The 19,602-nt window shown below is 58.9% G+C and carries 15 protein-coding genes, 2 tRNA genes and 1 pseudogene; 2 read left to right on the plus strand and 16 right to left on the minus strand.

Annotation, left to right across the window (positions count from 1 at the left end; all coding sequences use genetic code 11):
* Window positions 1–871 precede the first annotated feature (871 nt).
* The 10 genes and pseudogenes from AC07PQ_RS13145 to AC07PQ_RS13190 form a co-directional block, all read right to left on the minus strand.
* Entirely contained in the window at window positions 872–1,639 is a 768-nt protein-coding gene (locus AC07PQ_RS13145) for an HNH endonuclease (protein ID WP_493185670.1), read from the minus strand.
* A complete protein-coding gene (locus AC07PQ_RS13150) occupies window positions 1,632–4,070 on the minus strand; it encodes an AAA family ATPase (RefSeq protein ID WP_493185671.1) in 2,439 nt (812 codons plus the stop codon). The genes AC07PQ_RS13145 and AC07PQ_RS13150 overlap by 8 nt, the downstream gene beginning before the upstream one ends.
* A 77-nt stretch (window positions 4,071–4,147) precedes the next feature.
* Window positions 4,148–5,455, minus strand: a pseudogene (locus tag AC07PQ_RS13155) (tyrosine-type recombinase/integrase); the annotation flags it as partial.
* Between the two features lie 179 nt (window positions 5,456–5,634).
* A tRNA-Thr gene (locus AC07PQ_RS13160) sits at window positions 5,635–5,710 on the minus strand.
* A gap of 77 nt (window positions 5,711–5,787) precedes the next feature.
* Window positions 5,788–6,609 carry an FkbM family methyltransferase gene (locus AC07PQ_RS13165; protein ID WP_493185672.1) on the minus strand — a complete coding sequence of 274 codons (822 nt, stop codon included), beginning with the start codon at window positions 6,607–6,609 and terminating at the stop codon, window positions 5,788–5,790.
* Between the two features lie 354 nt (window positions 6,610–6,963).
* Window positions 6,964–8,175, minus strand: coding sequence for a methyltransferase (locus AC07PQ_RS13170; RefSeq protein ID WP_493185673.1), 1,212 nt, complete (start codon window positions 8,173–8,175; stop codon window positions 6,964–6,966).
* 121 nt (window positions 8,176–8,296) lie between these two features.
* Window positions 8,297–8,986: an ABC transporter permease gene (locus AC07PQ_RS13175; protein WP_007922607.1), complete on the minus strand. Its 690-nt coding sequence runs from the start codon at window positions 8,984–8,986 to the stop codon at window positions 8,297–8,299.
* Complete coding sequence (locus AC07PQ_RS13180) at window positions 8,983–9,678, minus strand: ABC transporter permease (protein WP_007922609.1); 696 nt, start codon at window positions 9,676–9,678, stop codon at window positions 8,983–8,985. Before AC07PQ_RS13180 ends, AC07PQ_RS13175 begins: the two co-directional genes overlap by 4 nt.
* A 78-nt stretch (window positions 9,679–9,756) precedes the next feature.
* Window positions 9,757–10,512, minus strand: a complete 756-nt coding sequence (locus AC07PQ_RS13185) for an ABC transporter substrate-binding protein (RefSeq protein ID WP_087089668.1) — start codon at window positions 10,510–10,512, stop codon at window positions 9,757–9,759.
* A gap of 13 nt (window positions 10,513–10,525) precedes the next feature.
* Window positions 10,526–11,299, minus strand: a complete 774-nt coding sequence (locus tag AC07PQ_RS13190; protein WP_007922616.1) for an ABC transporter ATP-binding protein — start codon at window positions 11,297–11,299, stop codon at window positions 10,526–10,528.
* A 554-nt stretch (window positions 11,300–11,853) separates the two neighbouring features.
* On the opposite strand from AC07PQ_RS13190, the gene gabP reads away from it, so the two are divergent.
* Window positions 11,854–13,251, plus strand: coding sequence for a GABA permease (gene gabP, locus AC07PQ_RS13195; RefSeq protein WP_102680694.1), 1,398 nt, complete (start codon window positions 11,854–11,856; stop codon window positions 13,249–13,251).
* 223 nt (window positions 13,252–13,474) lie between these two features.
* On the opposite strand, the gene AC07PQ_RS13200 is transcribed toward gabP, so the two are convergent.
* Both AC07PQ_RS13200 and AC07PQ_RS13205 read right to left on the minus strand, forming a co-directional pair.
* The gene (locus AC07PQ_RS13200; protein WP_007921795.1) at window positions 13,475–13,873 is read right to left on the minus strand and encodes a hypothetical protein; all 399 of its coding nucleotides are present in this window, start codon (window positions 13,871–13,873) and stop codon (window positions 13,475–13,477) included.
* 103 nt (window positions 13,874–13,976) lie between these two features.
* The gene (locus AC07PQ_RS13205) at window positions 13,977–14,945 is read right to left on the minus strand and encodes an alpha/beta hydrolase family protein (protein WP_493185674.1); all 969 of its coding nucleotides are present in this window, start codon (window positions 14,943–14,945) and stop codon (window positions 13,977–13,979) included.
* A gap of 365 nt (window positions 14,946–15,310) precedes the next feature.
* On the opposite strand from AC07PQ_RS13205, the gene AC07PQ_RS13210 reads away from it, so the two are divergent.
* The gene (locus AC07PQ_RS13210; protein ID WP_007921797.1) at window positions 15,311–15,769 is read left to right on the plus strand and encodes a hypothetical protein; all 459 of its coding nucleotides are present in this window, start codon (window positions 15,311–15,313) and stop codon (window positions 15,767–15,769) included.
* 88 nt (window positions 15,770–15,857) lie between these two features.
* Here the strand turns inward: AC07PQ_RS13210 and AC07PQ_RS13215 are convergent.
* The 4 genes from AC07PQ_RS13215 to AC07PQ_RS13230 form a co-directional block, all read right to left on the minus strand.
* Window positions 15,858–15,933 (minus strand) — tRNA-Phe (locus AC07PQ_RS13215).
* Window positions 15,934–16,036: 103 nt separating this feature from the next.
* Window positions 16,037–16,309 (minus strand): oxidative damage protection protein, encoded by a 273-nt coding sequence (locus AC07PQ_RS13220; RefSeq protein WP_007921798.1) that lies wholly within the window; start codon window positions 16,307–16,309, stop codon window positions 16,037–16,039.
* Entirely contained in the window at window positions 16,306–17,373 is a 1,068-nt protein-coding gene (gene mutY / locus AC07PQ_RS13225; protein ID WP_101336586.1) for an A/G-specific adenine glycosylase, read from the minus strand. The genes AC07PQ_RS13220 and mutY overlap by 4 nt, the downstream gene beginning before the upstream one ends.
* Window positions 17,370–19,598, minus strand: a complete 2,229-nt coding sequence (locus tag AC07PQ_RS13230; RefSeq protein ID WP_493185675.1) for an AsmA family protein — start codon at window positions 19,596–19,598, stop codon at window positions 17,370–17,372. The genes mutY and AC07PQ_RS13230 overlap by 4 nt, the downstream gene beginning before the upstream one ends.
* Between the last annotated feature and the right edge of the window lie 4 nt (window positions 19,599–19,602).

The raw sequence follows: 19,602 nt of genomic DNA on the forward strand, positions 1-19,602 counted from the left end.
GCTCCTTACGACCGGGAGCGTGGGCATCTCATGATCTGGCCTCCTGAACACTTGCGAAGAAGTGGGCGGGCGGAGGCTGCACTGGCTGACGAGACCAGCGCCGCGAGATCCTGAGTCGGGTGAAGGCAGTGATGCGATGACCGGGGCATGCCTGACTGTCAGTCAGGTGCAGCCCATTCCGTGGGCTGCGGCACCATCATCTGCATCGCTGTTGCTGGTGACTTCGGTGTTTGTCACGCCGATTGTCACGAGGGGGAATGCCGCAAAGCCTTGTACGAGTTGGGCTGCAGCAGCGGTAGGAGCGCCCGTCTCTTTCCGGGAGAAAGAGACGGGCGCAGGTTGGCGCACGGAATGGCCAAGCGGATAGGTTGCTGCAGGGGCTATGAAAGGGGATGTGTTGCCGCAGTGGGCACACTGGTAAAAGTAGGCATCCATCACATCGCTGTGACCGTGCGAGCCGCCGGACGCTAATCGCACTTTGGGAGAACCACCACGGAGTGGCGTAGCCTTAAAGGTTCTGGCTACCTGGGGTTGCTGTCAACGACAGCGCTTTGCCCGATCTTTTCTACGCCTGTGGATAATTCGGGTCAAGGCTCGAATTTTTGGGAGTTCTGCGGCTGTGGACGAAATTATCCACCGGTGGAAATCAGTGGTTTTCCACAGACAGTTGTGTGGGCTTTAGATTTTTTAAGTGAGGTCCATCCAAGCAGGGCGGCTTTGCAGCCCTGTTTGGATGGACCCACGTGGACAAGCGGATCACTGAAATATGAAGACCTAGCGATAATTGGGCAGCGCCATGTATAGCTTTTAGGCGGTGTTCACCTGGGCCCATCAGAGATTAATCGCACTTGGGACTACAGTCACATGCGTGCTAGGACATTCCCGCCTCTATTGAGTGGTCCAGAAGGTCCATGAACTTGGAGAAATGCTGAAGATTAAAATCTTCGGCTTTACCTAAGAAAGACTCTAGTTTTATAAGCGAAGGGGACAGAAACTCATTAGTGCTATGAAGTGCTTCCTTCGCTGAAACAGCGCTCAGAAGTTGTGAGCAAAGATGCTCTCCCTGAGGTGTCAAACCTTTGTATATAGAAAGCGCCAGACCGTTTGTTTCAATCCTGAAAAAACGCACATGTAGATCGTAGATATGAAAGCGAGGATGGTAGAAGTTGGAGACGTCGGTAGGTTTTGGATAATGCAAAACTCCACTATCTAATGCGCCCCAAACAGTTCTACCTTTTTTTCTATTGCAGTCTGTACAGCAAATTGCCAAGTTCCAATAATATAATGAAAACTGAGGGTACGTTTCTTTTGGAAGTATATGATCAATAGGCTTTGCCGTGCCATGATTCAGTAGCAGTCGTCGGCAATAGCAACATCTAAATTGCTGTTCTGGAGCGAGATGGTCACGGAAGGCTGATTTAATGGCTGAGCCAGTAATTGCAGATTCGCCATCTACTTTATGGTAAAAATTTGACAAAGTATCCCAATGATCCACCCGTTCTTTGAGAGACTTGTTCGCCCAAAGCGTGAGTAATTCAGTAGTTTTTGCGATATGTTTTTTTACCCCATAGGATGAGTTGAGAAAATTTTGTACTTCTTTTCTCCGCGTTAATGGGCATTCTAGCTCTGACTTAATCATTTAGTTTTTGTTCATTGGTTAAGCGTGACAGCTCATTTATTGCAGCACGGGCTGCTGCTATTAACGCGATTTCAGTGTCGGTCGTACGAGAGTTGTAACTAATTTTCGATTTCTGAATCAGCTCTGACATTTGATTCAGTTCAGCAAAAGCGGAGTCGATGTCAACATATGCGCCGGCTCCTGTATTGGCTTGGTCTATCGAGCGTGCGACAAGCGCCGCACACTGTTCAGGAATTTTCCTATTGTATGGTGTATGGGTCTTGAAACCATCATAAAGCACGCCTTCGACTGTTTTTCGGGATTGTTCAGACAGGCGTATTAATGCTTGGTTTTTTGCAACAAAACATATGTCATTTTCATAGATGGAACTAGCTATAAGGATTGGGGAGTGAGTGGCAACAATGAAGTGACAACCAAACTCTGTAGATAATTTGTGCAGTATAAATGGGATGGCGCGCTGCCAGCTTACATGTAGGCTTATTTCTGGCTCGTCTATTAAGAAAATACTATGCAGCTCCGCTAGGGCCAGGATTTTTATAACTAAGCTCAGCATTTGCTGTTCGCCAGAGCTGAGCTCGTTGAAAGCAACTATATAATTTTCAAAATGCTCGCGCTTTAGTCCTAAGGTGTACCCTATAGCCGCGTGGCTAAGCACTTCTGCGTTTTTGCTCGCATCTGAGCTTAGAGACAGTAAAACGCTTGGGTCTTCTTCTAGGGCAGAGGTTTTTTGAGCTTGTACTAGATAGTGGTTTCCGACAAATCCCAATGTTTCGAGAATATTGTGAAATACGTCAAGTCGTGCTTGGTCGGTAAATATCGAATTTATATATTTTGTTAATGCAAGGGCGCTGGTTTTTGTTGAAATCCCAGTTGTGGAAGTTCTAGCGCCGGCGTAGGTAAATCCATTAGCGTCTAAATGTTTTTTACTTGCAAAAGGAAATCGATCCGTTGTACCAAATGCTATCCCTATTGCATGTCTGTCTAGCGTTGGTAGCCGCTTGGCCAAGTCATTAAGTAAAAGGCTTTTGCCTTCACCATTATTTCCAATAACATAGATGCATTTTGCTAAATTTTCATTTTCAAATATTACGTCGACTACTGGGTCGCTGTTTATCAGTTCTAACATTCGATTGCGTTCATCTATCGCCCCAGTATATCGCTTGGCAATAAAAGTGAAGTCCTTTTGAGCGACTTCGTTTTTGTCTATTGAACGACATAGTCCAGGAATATCTTTGTAACCGTCTCTGAATTCTCGGTCGAACACGTTGAATGTCAGTTTTTGATTTTCGTCTTCATAGAAGGGAGCGTTGCTCGGATATGAATGGATCCATTCAAAACCTGCCCAAATCTTAACGATCTCGGCGGCAAACGCCATGCTGCTAAAGCCATTATTTTTACTAAGACCATTCAAAGCTGTCGCATCGATAAAAAGTATATTTTCGCGATTATTTCGTGGGCTATCTGAAGTTAGCAAAGCCGTCATTGTTTTTCTTTGCCCGGATTTTCCGAGAGTCTTGAAATCAATGGCCGCGACTACGCGTCCGCGTTCGACTAATTCCTCCCGATAACTCTGGCGCCAACCTCGCTGGGTGCAATCGGCTACGGGTAGTATGGTAATCGCCAGATCGTGGGAGTTTTCGTACGTTAAAGATAATAGAAACTCAAGTGCTGATTTAGGCTCACTATTACTGTCAAAATAATTGGCTCGACTACTAATTTGAGCAGGTGGATCAATTAATATAAATTCATTTCCGTACGGTCTATGTCTATTGTAGGTGTTTCTTTCACAGATAATATCGAATGTGCTAAGCCTTAAAAATAAATAAAAATCTGCATCGTTATCGGAGCCTAATACAGTTAGCGATTTATCGTCCATATCGTTTGGGCTGTATTTAGTTGTCCTAAATAGTACCTCGCCTGTTGTTGCGGTTACATCGATGATCTTGTGAAAAAAATAAGCTAGGGGGGCTGCCAACTCAATTACAGAATTAACATGTCGACTGCTCACGACATTTTCAACATCGAGAGCTCGTAAGATCCCGTACTCAAAAACATAAGGAATGGAATCGCTTGAGATGGTGTCGATGACATTTTTAAAGTGAAAAATTTCAGATTCCGGAAAGTTTGCACTATCTAAAGCACGGAGTCTCAACGATTTGAAGCGAGATCCGATCCGGTGGACAAAGTTATTTATATTTTCTGTTAGTGTTTTTTCGTCACTGCGCAGTACATCTGCCGCACCTTTTACATACTCTGGCAGGAAGTCATAATGAGCATCGTCAAAGTGAGGGTGGCGATCATAGATTAGCCTTGCTGATAGTAGGCAGAGAACGTATTTTAATTTCTCTGAATCATCTCTGTTTCCCCTTTCCAGGTTAACCCCAATAGATTTCCAAAATTTAGCGGCGGTATTATTGTTCTCGTTAATCATTTTGGATCCTGAGATTAGCTAAGCGTGTAGATTACAATATCTTGTCGTAGGCATAAAAATTATTGAGAATCACTCATTTAATCAGTTCCGCGATGTTTCGCTTTTAAGAGAGTGACGTTCGCTCCGGCCTGGTTCGCAAATTCGTGTGGGGTGACATGCTCCTGCCGATTGACCTCAAGATACCGGCTCCACCAGTTCATGATCAGCCTCCTCTCTTCGATGAACTCAGCCTTGTGGATATAGGCCGCTCGGACGTTATTCCTCTCCTTGTGGCTCATCTGCCTTTCAATGGCTGTCTCCGACCACAGCCCTGACTCAATCAGCGCGCTACAGGCCATCGACCGAAACCCATGCCCGCAAATTTCGGCTTTGGTGTCGTAGCCCATCTTTCTGAGTGCGCTGTTCACCGTGTTTTCAGACATGGGTTTCCAGGGCTTAGCATCGCCTGCAAACACCAGATCGAATTTGCCGGTGAGGGAGTGGATCTGTTCAAGCAGGGCCACGGCTTGTGGCGATAAGGGTACAAGGTGGATATCCCCGGCCATCTTCGTACCCCTTGTGGAAAAGGGTACTCCCTCCAACGCGGGTCGAGTGTCCGGTATCTCCCAGGTGCCGCGCTTGAGGTCGAACTCGCTCCAGCGTGCGAAACGCAGCTCGCTGGATCGTACAAACACATGTAGCGACAGCATCACCGTCAGACGGGTAAGTGCGCGGCCTTTATAGGTGTCGATCCGCTCCTGCAGTTCCGGCAGTCGCGATAAAGGTAGAGCGGGGCGATGTACCACCCGCGGGGCTTTGATCGAGCCTTCGAGATCGTAAGCAGGGTTTATGGTGATAAGCCGGAGGCGTTTTGCCTCGCGCATGATGCTCTGCAGGTAGTTTTGTACCCTTAAAGCAACGTCGATCGTTCCGCGCTTCTTGATCGCTTCCAAGGGCTGCATAAGGTCATGAGTGTCGAGATCAATAATGGCGCGGGCGCCGATCAGCGGGAATACGTGGGTTTTGAGGCGGCTCATCACTGTCTTGGAATGGCCTGGTGCCCACTTGGCCGACATTTCCGTATGCCAGTCGAGCGCAACGCTTTCAAAGGTTCTGCCTTTGATTACGGCTTCCGCCTTGGCTTGGTGCTTGGTCTTTATAGGATCAACGCCATCCGCCAGCATTCGCTTAACTTCCAAGCGCTTGCGGCGCGCATCGGCGAGGCCAATGACGGGGTAGTTGCCGAACGAGGTCAGTCCTTCGCGTCCGTCAGGTTTGACGTAACGGAGCCGCCAGCCTTTGCGGCCATTGGGTTGGACTAGGAGGTAGAGGCCATCACCGTCGAAAAGCTTGTAGGCGCGGTCTGTAGGTTTTGCCAAGCGGCAAGCTGCGTCGGACTGTGGTGCGCGACATAAGGGTACTCCCTTTTATCGAAGTGACCTGTATCCCAAACTCTACCCTTAAAACGGTTGGAATCCACCAGTTTCTGACGGAAACCTATGGAACGCTAAAACGAAAAAACCCGCCAGAAGGCGGGTTTTTCGGGGGTTCTAGAGATTTTGAAAGCCTTCTCTGGAACCTTGTATGGTGCCGGCACCAGGAGTCGAACCCGGGACCTACTGATTACAAGTCAGTTGCTCTACCAACTGAGCTATACCGGCGTGTGGGCGACGATTATAGCGATTGGCGGGGTTCTGTAAACCCCTGAAATCTGACTATTTTTGCTTTGTGCCGGGCTCTAGCCGCGGACCAGCACTTTCTTGAGTTTTTCGAGGGCGCGCCACGAGCGGCTGTTGCGCAGGGCGTGCAGTGCAGCTTCGGCGCGATCGGCGCGTTGGCGTTCGGCGATCAGGGCCTGTTCCAGGTCGGTGGCGGGGGCGACGAAGCGGTGGCCGGGGTTGAACTGGAATTCGTCGAGGTTGCACGGCGGGATGTCGAAGGCGCCCTTGAGGTTCAGGTGTTCTTCGGCCAGGTAGAAGGTGTTGATGCCGTCGAACACCACCGGGTGGTAGCCGGCGCCGGTGACCAGGGTTTCCCAGGCCTGGTCGCGGTTCCATGGGGTTTCGATCAGCAGGATCCACGGCCGCCAGCGGTTGAAGTCCATGCTGCGCAGCACGGTTTCTTCGTGGCCTTCGACGTCGATCTTGAGGAAGTGGATGGGGCCGCCGACGTGGGCCTCGCAGATGTCGCTCAGGGTGCGTGAGCTGACGATCTGGGTCTGCACCTGCATGCCGGCGTCCTTGTGCTGCTGGGCGATGGCGGGGTCGAGGGTGGACAGGCCGGTGTCGGCGATGCCGTAGAAGGTCAGGGCCTCGGCGTTGTCGCCGGCGGCGCATTGCAGGTTGCTGTCCCTGGGCCGCTCCTGGCACAGGGCGTGGTAATAGCTCGGCACCGGTTCGACGTTGATGCCGCGCCAGCCGCGATCGTAGAAGGCGCGGGTCACCGAGTCGGCGGTGGGGTGGTTGGCGCCGATGTCGATGTAGAAGCCGTTTTCAACGTGTTTGAGCGCGCGCCACAGGCGGATGTCTTCGAAATTTTGTGCATAAGAAATGAACGTCACTGTCTTTTCCCGTCAATCACAAAGGTTCTGGATCGGACGCGCCCGCGAGCGCCTGCGTCTGTATAACAAGCGTCGCCGACCGGCGCAATTTGCCGCGCCTGTGGTGCCGGTTTTCGGCTGTTATGTCCTTTGGCATTGACGCTTATGCACAATCGATGGCTGTCGCGCGGCTGTTTTCGCTGATTTTGTGGATCCGTTCTCAACTCGCCGCAACTGGCTGTTTTTTCGCTGATTTATTTTTGTGAACAAAAAATGACCAGCTCTGTATTGAGGCTGTAGCAGGCGCTTTCAGCGGCTTTTGTGGGATTTCATCAACAGAGTTATCCACAGGCTGGATGGGGTGATGGATCCAGCTTATCCACGTTCCGCCAGCAGCATCAGGTTGCGTGGGGTGAGCGGTGCCGGGCAGAACAGGCCCAGTTGCACGCGGTAACCCTGTTCCTGCAAAAACAGCCCGCGATCGAGCACCAGCCACAGCTCCAAGGGCCGGCGAAACAGGCCGCGCAGCAGCTCCAGGTTGCGGACCTGGGCCAGGCGCTGCCAGCCGGCGGCTTCCAGCGCCGGCCAGTCCTGCGAACCGACTGTGGGTAAGTCCTTGAGGGCTGCCAGGTCGCGGCAGTAGTCGGCGAAGGGCTTGTCCAGCCAGCTGGCGGGCAGCGACGGGGTGGGCAGATATTCGTCGACCCCGCGCAGCCGCCGTTGTAGCAGGTCGAAGGCCAGGCGGCGGGCCATGGAGCTGTCGCGTTGGCGGCGCACCCGGGCGCCGGCGGTGACGGTCTCGCTCAGGGGCAGGCCCAGGTCGTCGAGGGACAGTTGCAGCGCCGAGCCCTTGGCCGGGCCGGAGAGCGGCTGGTACTCGGCATGGCTGATGCGGTTGTAGCAGCAGGGCGCGATAGCCAGCTGGCGGCAGCCGCGTTCGCGGGCCAGTTGCATCAGGCGTACATGCAGGTCGCCACAGGCGTGCAGGGCCACCGGGGTGTGTTCGGCGCTCAGGCGGGCAGCGGCGTCGGCGGCGAGTACGTCCTGCTGCAAGTGGCTGACCGCTAGCCGATGATGTTCGCTCAGTTGCCGGCCGCTGGCGACCAGCGCCGGGTCGTATTCCAGGCAGGTCAGCCGTTGCCCGGGTTGCAGCAGGCGGCGGCCGAGGTGGCCCTTGCCCGAACACCAGTCCAGCCAGTGGCCGGGTGCCTGGGTGAACTCCAGGCAGGCGGCGAAGGCTTCGATCTGCTGCCATTTGCGCCCGGGCACATCGACGTTTAGGTGTTGGCGGGCGGCTGGCACCTCGTGCGTCGGCAGCTCGGCCACAGCGCCCAGCGTGGCGGCGATCCGCGCCAGATCGGGGAAGGGCGCGGGAGCATCGAGCCGTTCTGGGTGGTTATGGCTCGCCTCGGCATCGTCCAGGCTGCGCTGGCGCAGCCACTGGGCAAGTTCGCGGTGCTGGACTTCCCAGGGCAGCTGCGGCTCGGTGAAGGGGCGTGGGCGCCAGAGCGGTTGATGGTCCAGCAGGAAGCGGTCCAGGGCCTGGAAGCGGCTGAGGAGTTCGGGGCCTTGGAGGATGGAGGGCATGCTGGGCTGCTCAGGATAGGGGCCGTAGGAGCGAGGCTTGCCCGCGATGAGAGCGTCGCGGGTTATCTGGTACACCGCGTTATCGTTTATCGCGGGCAAGCCTCGCTCCTACAGAAGCAGTTCAGCGGCCTTGGCATTGCTCGACGCGCAGCCAGCGTTCCAGCAGCTTGAAGCCTTGCACCAGCACATAGGACATCAGCAGGTAGAACACCCCGGCGGCGAAGAAAATCTCCACCGGCAGGTAGGTGCGGGCAATGATGGTGCGGGCCATGCCGGTCAGTTCCAGCAGGGTCACGGTGCTGGCCAGGGCGCTGGCCTTGAGCATCAGGATCACTTCGTTGCTGTAGGCCGGCAGGCCGATGCGCGCGGCCCGGGGCAGGATGATGTAGAACAGCGCCTTGGGCTTGGACATGCCCAGCGCCCGCGCCGCTTCGATCTCGCCCGGCGGGATGGCCTGGATCGCTCCGCGCAGGATCTCGGCGATATAGGCCGCGGTGTGCAGGGTCATGGTGGCGGTGGCGCACCAGAACGGATCGCGCAGGTACGGCCACATCGCGCTGTTACGCACTGCGTCGAACTGCGCCAGGCCGTAGTAGACCAGGAACAGCTGCACCAGCAGCGGCGTGCCGCGGAAGAAGAAAATGTAGGCATAGGGCAGGGCGCGCACGTACCACAGGCGCGACGAGCGGGCGATGCCCAGCGGAATGGCCAGCAGCAGCCCGGCGATGACCGCGATGGCCACCAGTTCCAGGGTCAGCGTGGCGCCCTGGGCCAGCTTGGGCAGCCACTTGATGATCACTTCCCAGTTCATTGGGCGCTCCTCGCGAAGCCGCGAGCGGCGCGTTTTTCCAGGAAATGCATGCCGGTCATGGCCAGCACGGTCAGGCCCAGGTACATGAAGGCCGCCACCATATAGAAGGTGAAAGGTTGCTTGGACACGGTCACGGCGATCTGCGAGTGACGCATGATTTCTTCCAGGCCGATCACCGACACCAGCGCGGTGTCCTTCATCAGGATCATGAACAGGTTGCCCAGGCCCGGCAGGGCGATGCGCCACATCTGCGGCATGATCAGCCTGGTGAAGATCCGCCATTTCGACAGGCCCAGGGCCACGCCGGCCTCACGATGGCCCTTGGGGATGGCGAGGATCGCGCCACGGAACACTTCGGTGGCGTAGGCGCCGAAGCACAGGCCGAGGGCGATGACCCCGGCGGCGAAGGCGTTGAGTTCCAGCTCCGGGTTGCCGAAGAACTCACCCAGGGCGCGCATCAGGTTGACGGTGCCGAAGTAGATCAGCAGCACCCAGAGCAGTTCGGGAACGCCGCGCACCAGGGTCGAATAGGTGCCGCCAAGCCATTGCAGCGGCTTGTACGGGGAAGTCTTGGCCAAGGCGCCGAGCAGGCCGAGCACCAGCCCCAGGCACAGCGCCGAAAGAGCCAGCTTGACGGTCATCAGCGCGCCAGCGGCGAGCGCCGGGCCGAATCCGTAGAGATCGATATTCATGGATGGTTATTCAAGTCGCGGCAGGCTTTGCTAAGGACCGGCACCCTCGGGGAAGGGCGCCGGGCAGGCCAGTCAGTATCAGTAGATGCTGAACGGGAAGTACTTGTCGTTGATCTTCTTGTAGGTGCCGTCGGCCACGATTTCCTTCAGGGCGGCGTTGAGCTTCTCGCGGATCGGATCGTTCTTGCGCACGGCGATGCCGATCTTGTCGCTTTCTTCAACCGGGTCGCCCTTGAACTCGTAAGGCTTGCCCGCTTCGCTTTTGAGCCACTCGTAGTTGACGTACTTGTCGGCCAGGATCGCGTCCAGGCGGCCGGACGTCAGGTCGAGGAAGGCGTTTTCCTGGGTGTCGTAGAGCTTGATGGTGATGTCGTCGCCCAGGTTGTCTTCCAGCCAGGTGCCGGCCAGGGTGGCGCGCTGCGCACCGATGATCTTGCCCTTGAGGGAGGCTTTGTCGGTCTTGAAGTCGGTCTTGTCTTTAGGCGCGATGAACTGCAGCTTGTTGGAGTAGTACGGGTCGGTGAAGTCCACCGCCTGCTTGCGCTCGTCGGTGATCGACATCGAGGAGATCAGGAAGTCGAACTTCTTGGCGTTCAGGGCCGGGATGATGCCGTCCCAGTCGGAGGTGACCACTTCGCACTCGACTTTCATCTTGGCGCACAGGGCATCGCCGACGTCTTTGTCGAAACCGACGACCTGGCCGCTGGCATCCTTGTTGTTGAACGGCGGGTAGGCCGCTTCGATGCCCATCTTCAGTTTGTCGGCGGCCATCGCATTGGCCGAGAACACCAGAGTGGCGGCAGCGGCCAGGAGGAATTTCTTATAGCTCTGCATGCGTGTTGCTCCGTTAGCGGTTGCTGGACATGAATTGTTTGCAGCGTGCCGAAAGCGGGTTCTCGAACACCTGCTGTGGCGATCCTTGCTCTTCCACCAGGCCCTGGTGCAGGAACACCACTTCACTGGAGACCTGACGGGCAAAGCCCATTTCGTGGGTGACCAGCAGCATGGTCCGGCCTTCTTCGGCCAGGGCGCGGATCACGTTGAGCACTTCCTGGACCATTTCCGGGTCCAGTGCCGAGGTCGGCTCGTCGAACAGGATGACTTTGGGCTGCATCGCCAGGGTGCGGGCGATGGCGGCGCGTTGCTGCTGGCCGCCGGAGAGCTGGGCCGGGTAGGCGTGGCGCTTGTCGGCGATGCCGACCTTGGCCAGCAGCGCTTCGGCCACTTCGATGGCTTCGGCCTTGCTCTGGCCGAGCACCCGACGCGGCGCCTCGATGATGTTGTCGAGCACGCTCATGTGCGGCCAGAGGTTGAAGTTCTGGAACACGAAGCCGATTTCGCTGCGCAGGCGGTTGATCTGCTTGCCGTCGGCGGCAACCAGTTCGCCGTTCTTGGCGGCCTTGAGCTTGAGTTCTTCACCGGCCACCAGGATCTGGCCCTGGTGTGGGTTTTCCAGGAGGTTGATGCAACGCAGGAAGGTGGACTTGCCGGAACCGGAGGAACCCAGGATCGAGATCACATCGCCGTCGCGTGCGGTCAGCGAGACACCCTTGAGTACCTCCAGCGAGCCGTACCGTTTGTGCAAGTTGCGGATTTCAAGCGCGGGCGTGGCCTCAGCCATGTGCGGTCCTCATGAGTTCATTGCGCTCCTGCTGGTAGCGGCTTTTCTGGCGAGGCGCCAACCTAGCATAGCGTTCGAATGACAGCCAACAGCGCTTCAGGGTGTAAGCAGACGGCGTGTGACAGGTTGTCGCATCGGCACAGCAGACTGTCGCCCCGTCAACAACCGAACGCCCGTTTGAACCCTGTTCCCAGCGGGTGTCGCGTAAAAAAAGGCGCGATGGTGCCAGCTTTGGCCAGGTGTTGGAAGGGTAAAACGGCCAAAGGTTGCGTATCCGCCCTCTATTTGTGCGTCGCACACTTTTTGTGTGTGTTTCTGGTGCGCTGCTTCGTTCTACAAATGGGTGGTGCGGTAACGTTCTGGCGCAAGGCCATTAATCTCAAGGACTTGCGCTCATCCGTCGGTCGCCTTCGCAGGCCGCGCCGGCTGGGAACCTGTAACATTTTGGCGCAAATCTTGCGTAAGAAATAAAGAACGCCCTGTTGGATTCTTTTTACGAGAAAGAATATCCAGGCCGGGTGGACGCTTTCGCTTTCTTCGCAAAGGTAGTTTCAATGAGCAGTACGCAGACCTCCAATGACCTCGAACAGGGGCTCAAACCGCGGCATGTCACCATGCTGTCGATCGCCGGGGTAATCGGCGCCGGGCTGTTCGTCGGTTCCGGCCACGCCATCGCCGAAGCCGGCCCTGCCGTGCTGCTGGCCTATGCGGCCGCGGGCACCCTGGTGGTGCTGGTGATGCGCATGCTGGCCGAAATGGCCGTCGCCTCGCCGGACACGGGTTCCTTCTCGACGTATGCCGACCGCGCCATCGGCCACTGGGCCGGTTTCACCATCGGCTGGCTGTACTGGTGGTTCTGGGTGCTGGTGATTCCGCTGGAGGCCAACGCCGCCGCGACCATCCTGCATGCCTGGTTCCCTGATATAGCGATCTGGGCCTTTACCCTGGTCATCACCTTGCTGCTGACCGCGACCAACCTGTTCAGCGTGAAGAACTACGGTGAGTTCGAGTTCTGGTTCGCCCTGATCAAGGTCGTGGCGATCATCGGCTTCGTGGTGCTCGGCCTGCTGGCGATCTTCGGCCTGCTGCCGACCAGCAATGTCAGCGGCGTCTCGCACCTGTTCGATACCCAGGGCTTTTTGCCCAACGGCATGGGCGCGGTACTCGCCGCCATGCTGACCACCATGTTCTCGTTCATGGGCACCGAGATCGTCACCATCGCCGCCGCCGAATCGAAGAACCCGGGCCAGCAGATCAGCAAGGCCACCAATTCGGTGATCTGGCGGATCGGCCTGTTCTACCTGGTGTCGATCTTTATCGTCGTGGCCCTGGTGCCATGGAATGACCCGAGCCTGGCCCAGGTCGGTTCCTACCAGACCGTGCTCGACCGCATGGGCATCCCCAATGCCAAGCTGATCGTCGATCTGGTGGTGCTGGTGGCGGTGACCAGCTGCCTGAACTCGGCGCTCTACACCGCCTCGCGCATGCTGTTCTCCCTGGGCAAGCGCGGCGACGCCCCGGCCGCGGCCAAGCGCACCAACACTAGCGGCACGCCTTACTGGGCGGTGATCCTGTCCACCGCAGCCGCCTTCCTCGCGGTATTCGCCAACTACGTGGCACCCGCCGCGGTGTTCAATTTCCTGTTGGCCAGTTCCGGCGCCATTGCCTTGCTGGTGTACCTGGTGATCGCGGTATCGCAGCTGCGCATGCGCCAGAAACGCACGGCGGCCGGCGAGAAGATCGCCTTCCGCATGTGGCTGTTCCCGGGCCTGACCTACGCGGTGATCGTGTTCATCGTCGGGGTGCTGACTATCATGCTGTTCCAGGAAGGGCACCGTATGGAGATCGTCGCCACCGGCCTGCTGAGCATCGTCGTGATCGCGGCGGGCCTGCTGGTTGCGCGTCGGCGCAAGCTGGAGAAGCAGGCGGCCGGTGTATTGAGCCGCGCCTGAGTTTTTCCCGGTAACGAAAAAGGCCGCTGTCAGTGCTGACAGCGGCCTTTTTTATGGCCTGTACCGACGCTTTCGCGGGCAAGCCTCGCTCCTACAGATGAAGGTGATCCGTAGGAGCGAGGCTTGCCCGCGATGACGATTGAACATTCGACGCAGCAGTGAGGGTCATGCAGGGCGCGCTGTAGCCGCAGGCTGCGCCAGCGGCTACAGATTGTGTTGAAGCTTATTTCTGCATCAGGGCTTCCGAGGCGGCCAGGTAGGCGGCCTGGAACTCCGGGCTTTCGATCCAGGCCAGGGCGCCGGCCTCGTCGCTCTCGGTGGACCACTGGCGGTACTCGATCAGGGCGGCGAGGATGAAGTCCATGGCGCCTTCCTCGCCTTCCTGCTCGTAGACGATCTCCAGCAGCGGGTCTTCCAGGAACGCCGCGCACATCGCCTGCTGGCTGGTCTTCTCGGCGTCGATCATCTTCTTGAACAGCTCGGTCAGGTCCACCGATTCGAAGTCGATGCGGTCGTCGTTCGGGTCCAGCTCCACCGGCGCAGCGTTGCGCTGGGTGCGGTTCTGCTTGGCCTTGGTTTTCGCCCGCTGGGCTCTTTTGTGTTGCTTGTTCGCAGATGCCATGGGCGTCATACCTTTTGCGCAAAGAGGGGGCCAGGGATGGATACAGTGTCCGGCCTGGCTTTCAGGCGGCAGAGGATGCCAGTAAATGCGCTGCCTGGCACGCTCAACGGCTACCGCTGATCAGGCGTCCCGGGGTGTCGCTGGGCAGCGCGGCGTGTTGCAGCCAGGCCAGGGCGATCGGCCACAGGCGGTCCTGGTAATGGCTGCGGAAAAACGCGAAGTGCCCGACTTCCCGCTCGCCGATGTCCTCGGGTTCGATGCGCCAATGGCTGCGCTGGCTGGCGGTGAAGTAGCCCAGCAGGCGCTCGATGGCCGGCACGGTGCCGTAAGGGTCGTCGCTGATGCTGATGGCCAGCAGTTGCGCCTTGACCCGGGCGAAGGGCAGCGCCGGGTCCCGGCGCGCCAGGTGACGCCCGCTGGGCCGCCGTTGATAGTGCGCGGTGGGCGTGGCCCAGTCGCGCACCACGCCGGCGGGGGTGTCCTCCAGCCAGCCCAGGCGCTTGCCGGGGAAGTAGCCGTAAATCGCCGTCAGCAGCGGCATCACGACATGCCATTTGCCCAGCATGCGCCAGCGGCTCGCCGGGGCGTAGTCGCGCCAGTAGGCGAACTGCGCGCCCACTGTCACCGCGCGGCGGATCAACTGCCCGGATGCGCCCAGCCCTGCCGCGCAGCCGCCGAAGCTGTGCCCGACCACGTCGATGGGCTGGCCGGGGCATTCCCGCTGCGCGCGTTGCAGCATGGCTTCGAAGTCCAGGCTGCCCCAGTCCGACCAGGACGCCTTCAGCTTGCGCATCGAGGCCGGCCGCGACTCGCCGATGCCGCGGTAGTCGTAGGTGATGACGTCGAGGCCATGGCTGAACAGGTAATCGGCGAACCGTGAATAGTGCCGGCAACGCACGGAGGTGGCGGCATTGATGATCACTACTGGGCGTGCGGGGTCCGGTTCGGCATGGCGCCAGGTGAAACCACCGAGGATAAAGCCATCGGCGGCGGGTTCGCGGAAGGCTGTGCCGGGGCTGCTGGTCACGGTGCTGGCCGGGTGCAGGGGCGAGGGCGGGGATTGCACGGTCATCGGCGCGTATTCCTTTGCGGGCGAAAAGGCGTGTCGGCTCTTTTTAAGTGCAAGCATTAATAACCGCCTTGTCCGCGCCGTGGCAACCGTCGGGACAGGCGCGCTGCTAGGTACTTTTGGTTAAAAGCATCACACCGAATCGATCTAAACGGCCTGGCATCGGGGCGTACACTGAATATCAGGGCCTGGGGGCGATCACGGATGCATGACGCTTACGGGCTGTTCATTCGAGCATCGTTTGCCTGAGGCGTAGCTGGACCATTCAAGATGAAAAGGGGAGACCCGGACGCTGCCGTTCTGGGGCTGGGCTCTTGGCGGTGGCGTTTCCCATTCAGTGGTTCGAGACGAACCCGGGAGTGCTCATCATGAAGTCCTTTTACTTGTGTGTCGTAACAGGCGTTCTCGCGGCGTTCCTGTCACTCGCGCCGTTCAGCGTACAGTCCGCCACCCCCAGCAACGAACCCATCGACCCGGCGGGCGTGCAGCTGGAACCTCAACAGCAGAACGGCATTACCTATCTGTCCGGCGGTATCGGCCTGGACGAATCGCGGACGCTCTTGCAGACCAAGGGGTACAACCTGCACATGACCTTTTCCGTCGGCCCGGAAAACAAATACACCTCGGATGTCGACCTGGCGATCCAGAATCCGCAAGGGCAGCCGGTCCTGACCCTGAATCAGGTGGGCCCCATCGTCTTTGTGCAACTGCCGGCCGGCAAGTACCAGGTTGTCGCCACCCGTGGCGGGCGTACCGAGCGCAGCGCGGTGGATATGAAAGTGGCGGGCATTCGCGACCTCAACCTGCATTGGAATGAAGGTTATTGAGTGAAGGCTGCAATGCTGAAAACAGGCGCATCAAATCGCAGGCAATAAAAAACCCCTGAATCTTGCGATTCAGGGGTTTCGGTATTAGTGGTGCCCAGAGACGGAATCGAACCGCCGACACGGGGATTTTCAATCCCCTGCTCTACCGACTGAGCTATCTGGGCAACGGGGCGCATTAAACGGGTTTTTCGGGGGGGCGTCAAGCAAGTTTTGAAAAAAAGTTTAATTATTACCGCCGCTTACGTTCCCGCCCCGATTTGAGTGCAATTACTCGGACGGCGGCACGTAGCCGTCGGCCTTGGCGTATTCCTCGCCGGAGAAGAACTTGTCCATCTCGCCCTGCAGGTATTTGCGGTCTTCGGCGTTCATCATGTTCAGGCGTTTTTCGTTGATCAGCAGGGTCTGGTGTTTCTGCCAGTCGGCCCAGGCCTTGGCCGACACGTGCTCGAAAATCTCCTGGCCCTTGGCACCCGGGTACGGAGGACGCTCCAGGCCCGGCAATTGTTCTTTGTACTTGCGGCACATTACGGTGCGGGTCATTGCAACTCTCCTGCGTTCAATACGTCGGCCGCGCGTTTGAGCAGCTTTTTCACCGGGGCGGCAAGGCCCAGGCGCGGCGGGGTGGCGAGGTTATACCAGAGCCAGTCGGCCTCGGCCACGTGATGGGTGGATGCCTGGACCTGCACCAGCCAGGGCTCGATGGCCAGCTGGAAGTGACTGAAGGTGTGCACCAGCCCGGGCATTTCCTGTTGCTTGCCCAGCTCCAGCGAGTGCTGCGAAGCCAGGTGTTCCAGGTCCGCCAGGTCGTCCAGCTCCGGCAGGCTCCACAAACCGCCCCACAGGCCGCTGGAGGGCCGGCGGTACAGCAGAATGGCGCCTTCGTGGTTGGCCAGCATCGGCATCAGCGTGCGTTTCTGCGGGACCGTCTTGCGTGGCTTGGGAATCGGGTAGCGGGTTTCCAGGCCCAGCATGTGCGCTTCGCAGCCTCTTTCCAGGGGGCACAGCAGGCAGCTGGGTTTGCTCCGGGTACAGAGGGTGGCACCCAGGTCCATCATCGCCTGGGTGTAATGGTTCACCCGGGTCTGGGGGGTGAAGCGCTCGGCCGCGGCCCACAGCTGCTTGGCCACCCTGGGTTCGCCCGGGTAGCCCTCCTGCGCGGTAAAGCGCGCCAGCACCCGCTTGACGTTACCGTCGAGGATCGGCGCGCGCAGGCCCATGCTGATGCTGGCGATGGCGCCGGCGGTGGACAGGCCGATGCCCGGCAGTTCGGTGAGTTTTTCCACGTCGCGGGGAAACTCGCCGCCATACTCGGCGACCACGATCTTCGCGGTCTTTTGCAGGTTGCGCGCGCGGGTGTAGTAACCCAGGCCGGTCCACAGGTGCAGCACTTCGTCTTCCGGCGCGGCGGCCAGGGCCTGGACCGTCGGCAGCGAGGCCATGAACCGGTCGAAGTAGTTGAGCACGGTGCTGACCTGGGTCTGCTGCAACATGATTTCCGAGACCCATACCCGATACGGGTTGATCTCTTGCTGCCAGGGCAGGTCATGGCGGCCATGGCGGTCGTACCAGTCCAGTACCGCCGGTGCGAACTGCTCGGCCCTCATCGTTTGAACAGCCCTTTGAGCGCGTTTTTCAGTTCCGGGCTGACCTTGTCGCCCAGCTTCTCATCGAGTTTTTCGCTGAGGCGATCGCCGGCCAGCTTGGCCGCGACCTGGCCCAGGCCGTCGCGGTCCAGGCGGCAGGCCTTGGCGCCCAGCTCCAGCGGGCCGCGGCAGCGCAGCGGCAGTTCGATGCCGACAAAACGCTCGCCGACCTGGCAGGCCGGGTCCGGCACGTCGCTCTTGTCGCCTTCGACGACGATGCCGACGCGGTAATCCATGCCCAGTACGCGCAGGTCGATGTCGCCATTGCCTTTGACGCTCATGCCCGGGATGCGCACTTTCAGGTCCGGGTTGCTGGCCACGCCGTTGCGCAGGGTCAGGTTGCCCTTGAGTTCCTGGAAGGGTGTGTCCTTGCCCCGCGGCTCGCTGCTCAAGGTCTTGCGGTTCAGCGTGGCGATGCCCTGGCACACTTGCTGTTCGAGGTTGGCATTGAGCAGCACGCCGTTGTTGACGACGAAGCTGGCGTTGCCGTTGAGGCTATCGACCAGCGCTTTCTGGCTGTTGCCGCTGCTGGTCAGGTTGCTGTCGAGGGTCACCAGGCCCTTGACCGGCGGGGTCTGCCCCTGGCTTTCCAGGATGCGTTCCACCGGTACCCGGTTGATCCTGGTCTGCAGGCTCAACTGTGGCGTTGGCTGGCGCACGTCGAGGTTGCCGTTGGCTTCGAAGCTGCCGTTGTACAGCTCGCCGCGCAGGCCTTCGAGTTTCAGCAGGCCGCCCTGGCCGTTGGCCTTGAGCGTGGCGTTCTGGATCGGTAGCTTGTCCAGGGTCAACTGGCCGAAGCTCAGGTCGGCGTCCACATCCAGCTTGCTCAGGCGTTCCACCGGCAGCAGGCGCTCGGTGCTCCAGGCGCCCTTGGTCGGCGCGTCCGGCAGCGGCGAGTTGCCGGCCCCTGCGACGGCGCTGGCTTCGCTGCTCTGCACTTCGGCCTTGCGTGCCACCGCGGCGCTGTTGGCTTCGGCGGATTTCGGCGGCAGGTAGCGGTCGACGTCGAAGGTGTCGGCCTTGAGCTGGGCGCGCAGCGATTGCTTGGCCAGGTCTTCGACCGCCAGGCGGCCGCTGAAGCTGCTGTCGTCGAGTTTCAGGTTGATGTTTTCCAGGGCGATGCTGTTCGGCGTGGCGGACAGGCGGCTGACCAGCTCGACTTTGCTCAGGCTGCCTTCGGCCATGGCCGGCAGGGTCTGGCCGATGCTGTCGACGAACTTGGCCAGGTCGAACTGGGCGATGGAAATGCCGCCGTTGAGTTGCGGGGTCTTGTCCAGGTCGTTGACCTTGAGCTCGCCGATGGCGCGCAGCTGGTTGAGCGAGAGCTTCAGGCTGTTCCATTCGGCGACGTTGGCGGCCTTGTCCAGCAGCAGCTGGCCCTGGGCGGCGAAGGTCAGGGTCTTGCCTTGCAGCGGATCGCCGGCGGCTTCGCCGGACAGTTTCATGTCTTCGAACTGGTAGCGCTTGAGGACGCGGTCGAAGCGCAGCTCGCCCTTCAACTCGGTGCGCACGCGCACGACCGGCTGGGTGCTGGCGAGGAAGGCAGTGAGCTTGACCGGGGTATTGGTCGCTTCGTGGATCGGGCCGGTGCTCAGTTGGATGCTTTCGGCGGTGAACTGCTTGCCGCTCTGTTCGTCGTTGTATTCCACCCGGGCGTTGTTCACGGTCAGGCTGTCGATATCCAGGCGGATCGGCTGCGCCGGTTTTTCCGTGGTGGCCGGGGTCGTGGTCGTGGTTTCGCCGGTGCTGGTGGCCGGGGTTGCGGCCTGCTTGTCGGCGGGGGCGACCTTGCCGATGTCTTCCCAGTTGCCGTGGCCATCCTTGTTGCGGGTCAGGCGCAGGTTCAGGCCTTCGACACGCACATCGCTCATCTGCACTTCGCGGCGCAGCAACGGCAGCACGCGGACCGACAAGCCGAGCATCTGCAAATCGGCGAACGGCTGGGTCGGGTTGGCCAGGGTGGCGACCCCGGCTTCATGCAGTTCGAGGCCGAGCCAGGGGAACAGGCTCCAGCCGATATCGCCATTGAGCGTCAGCTCGATGTGGGCCTTGTCGCGGGCTATCTGGCGAATTTCTTCTTTGTAGTCGTTGGGATCAAACAGGTGAGTCAGGGCGAAGCCGAGAGCCACGATGATCAGCAACAGCCCGAGAAGTACCAGACCCAGGATTTTGCCGAACGCTTTCATGGGC

The organism is Pseudomonas sp. GW821-FHT09E12 (genome assembly GCF_059416085.1).

Bases quoted from the DNA above. Each gene is read 5' to 3' on its own strand.
- AC07PQ_RS13150 (WP_493185671.1), bottom strand. From the start codon at position 4,070: ATGATTAACGAGAACAATAATACCGCCGCTAAATTTTGGAAATCTATT.
- mutY (WP_101336586.1), bottom strand. From the start codon at position 17,373: ATGAGGGCCGAGCAGTTCGCACCGGCGGTACTGGACTGGTACGACCGC.
- AC07PQ_RS13180 (WP_007922609.1), bottom strand. From the start codon at position 9,678: ATGAATATCGATCTCTACGGATTCGGCCCGGCGCTCGCCGCTGGCGCG.
- AC07PQ_RS13220 (WP_007921798.1), bottom strand. From the start codon at position 16,309: ATGACCCGCACCGTAATGTGCCGCAAGTACAAAGAACAATTGCCGGGC.
- gabP (WP_102680694.1), top strand. From the start codon at position 11,854: ATGAGCAGTACGCAGACCTCCAATGACCTCGAACAGGGGCTCAAACCG.
- AC07PQ_RS13230 (WP_493185675.1), bottom strand. From the start codon at position 19,598: ATGAAAGCGTTCGGCAAAATCCTGGGTCTGGTACTTCTCGGGCTGTTG.
- AC07PQ_RS13200 (WP_007921795.1), bottom strand. From the start codon at position 13,873: ATGGCATCTGCGAACAAGCAACACAAAAGAGCCCAGCGGGCGAAAACC.
- AC07PQ_RS13185 (WP_087089668.1), bottom strand. From the start codon at position 10,512: ATGCAGAGCTATAAGAAATTCCTCCTGGCCGCTGCCGCCACTCTGGTG.
- AC07PQ_RS13205 (WP_493185674.1), bottom strand. From the start codon at position 14,945: ATGACCGTGCAATCCCCGCCCTCGCCCCTGCACCCGGCCAGCACCGTG.
- AC07PQ_RS13190 (WP_007922616.1), bottom strand. From the start codon at position 11,299: ATGGCTGAGGCCACGCCCGCGCTTGAAATCCGCAACTTGCACAAACGG.
- AC07PQ_RS13210 (WP_007921797.1), top strand. From the start codon at position 15,311: ATGAAGTCCTTTTACTTGTGTGTCGTAACAGGCGTTCTCGCGGCGTTC.
- AC07PQ_RS13175 (WP_007922607.1), bottom strand. From the start codon at position 8,986: ATGAACTGGGAAGTGATCATCAAGTGGCTGCCCAAGCTGGCCCAGGGC.
- AC07PQ_RS13145 (WP_493185670.1), bottom strand. From the start codon at position 1,639: ATGATTAAGTCAGAGCTAGAATGCCCATTAACGCGGAGAAAAGAAGTA.
- AC07PQ_RS13170 (WP_493185673.1), bottom strand. From the start codon at position 8,175: ATGCCCTCCATCCTCCAAGGCCCCGAACTCCTCAGCCGCTTCCAGGCC.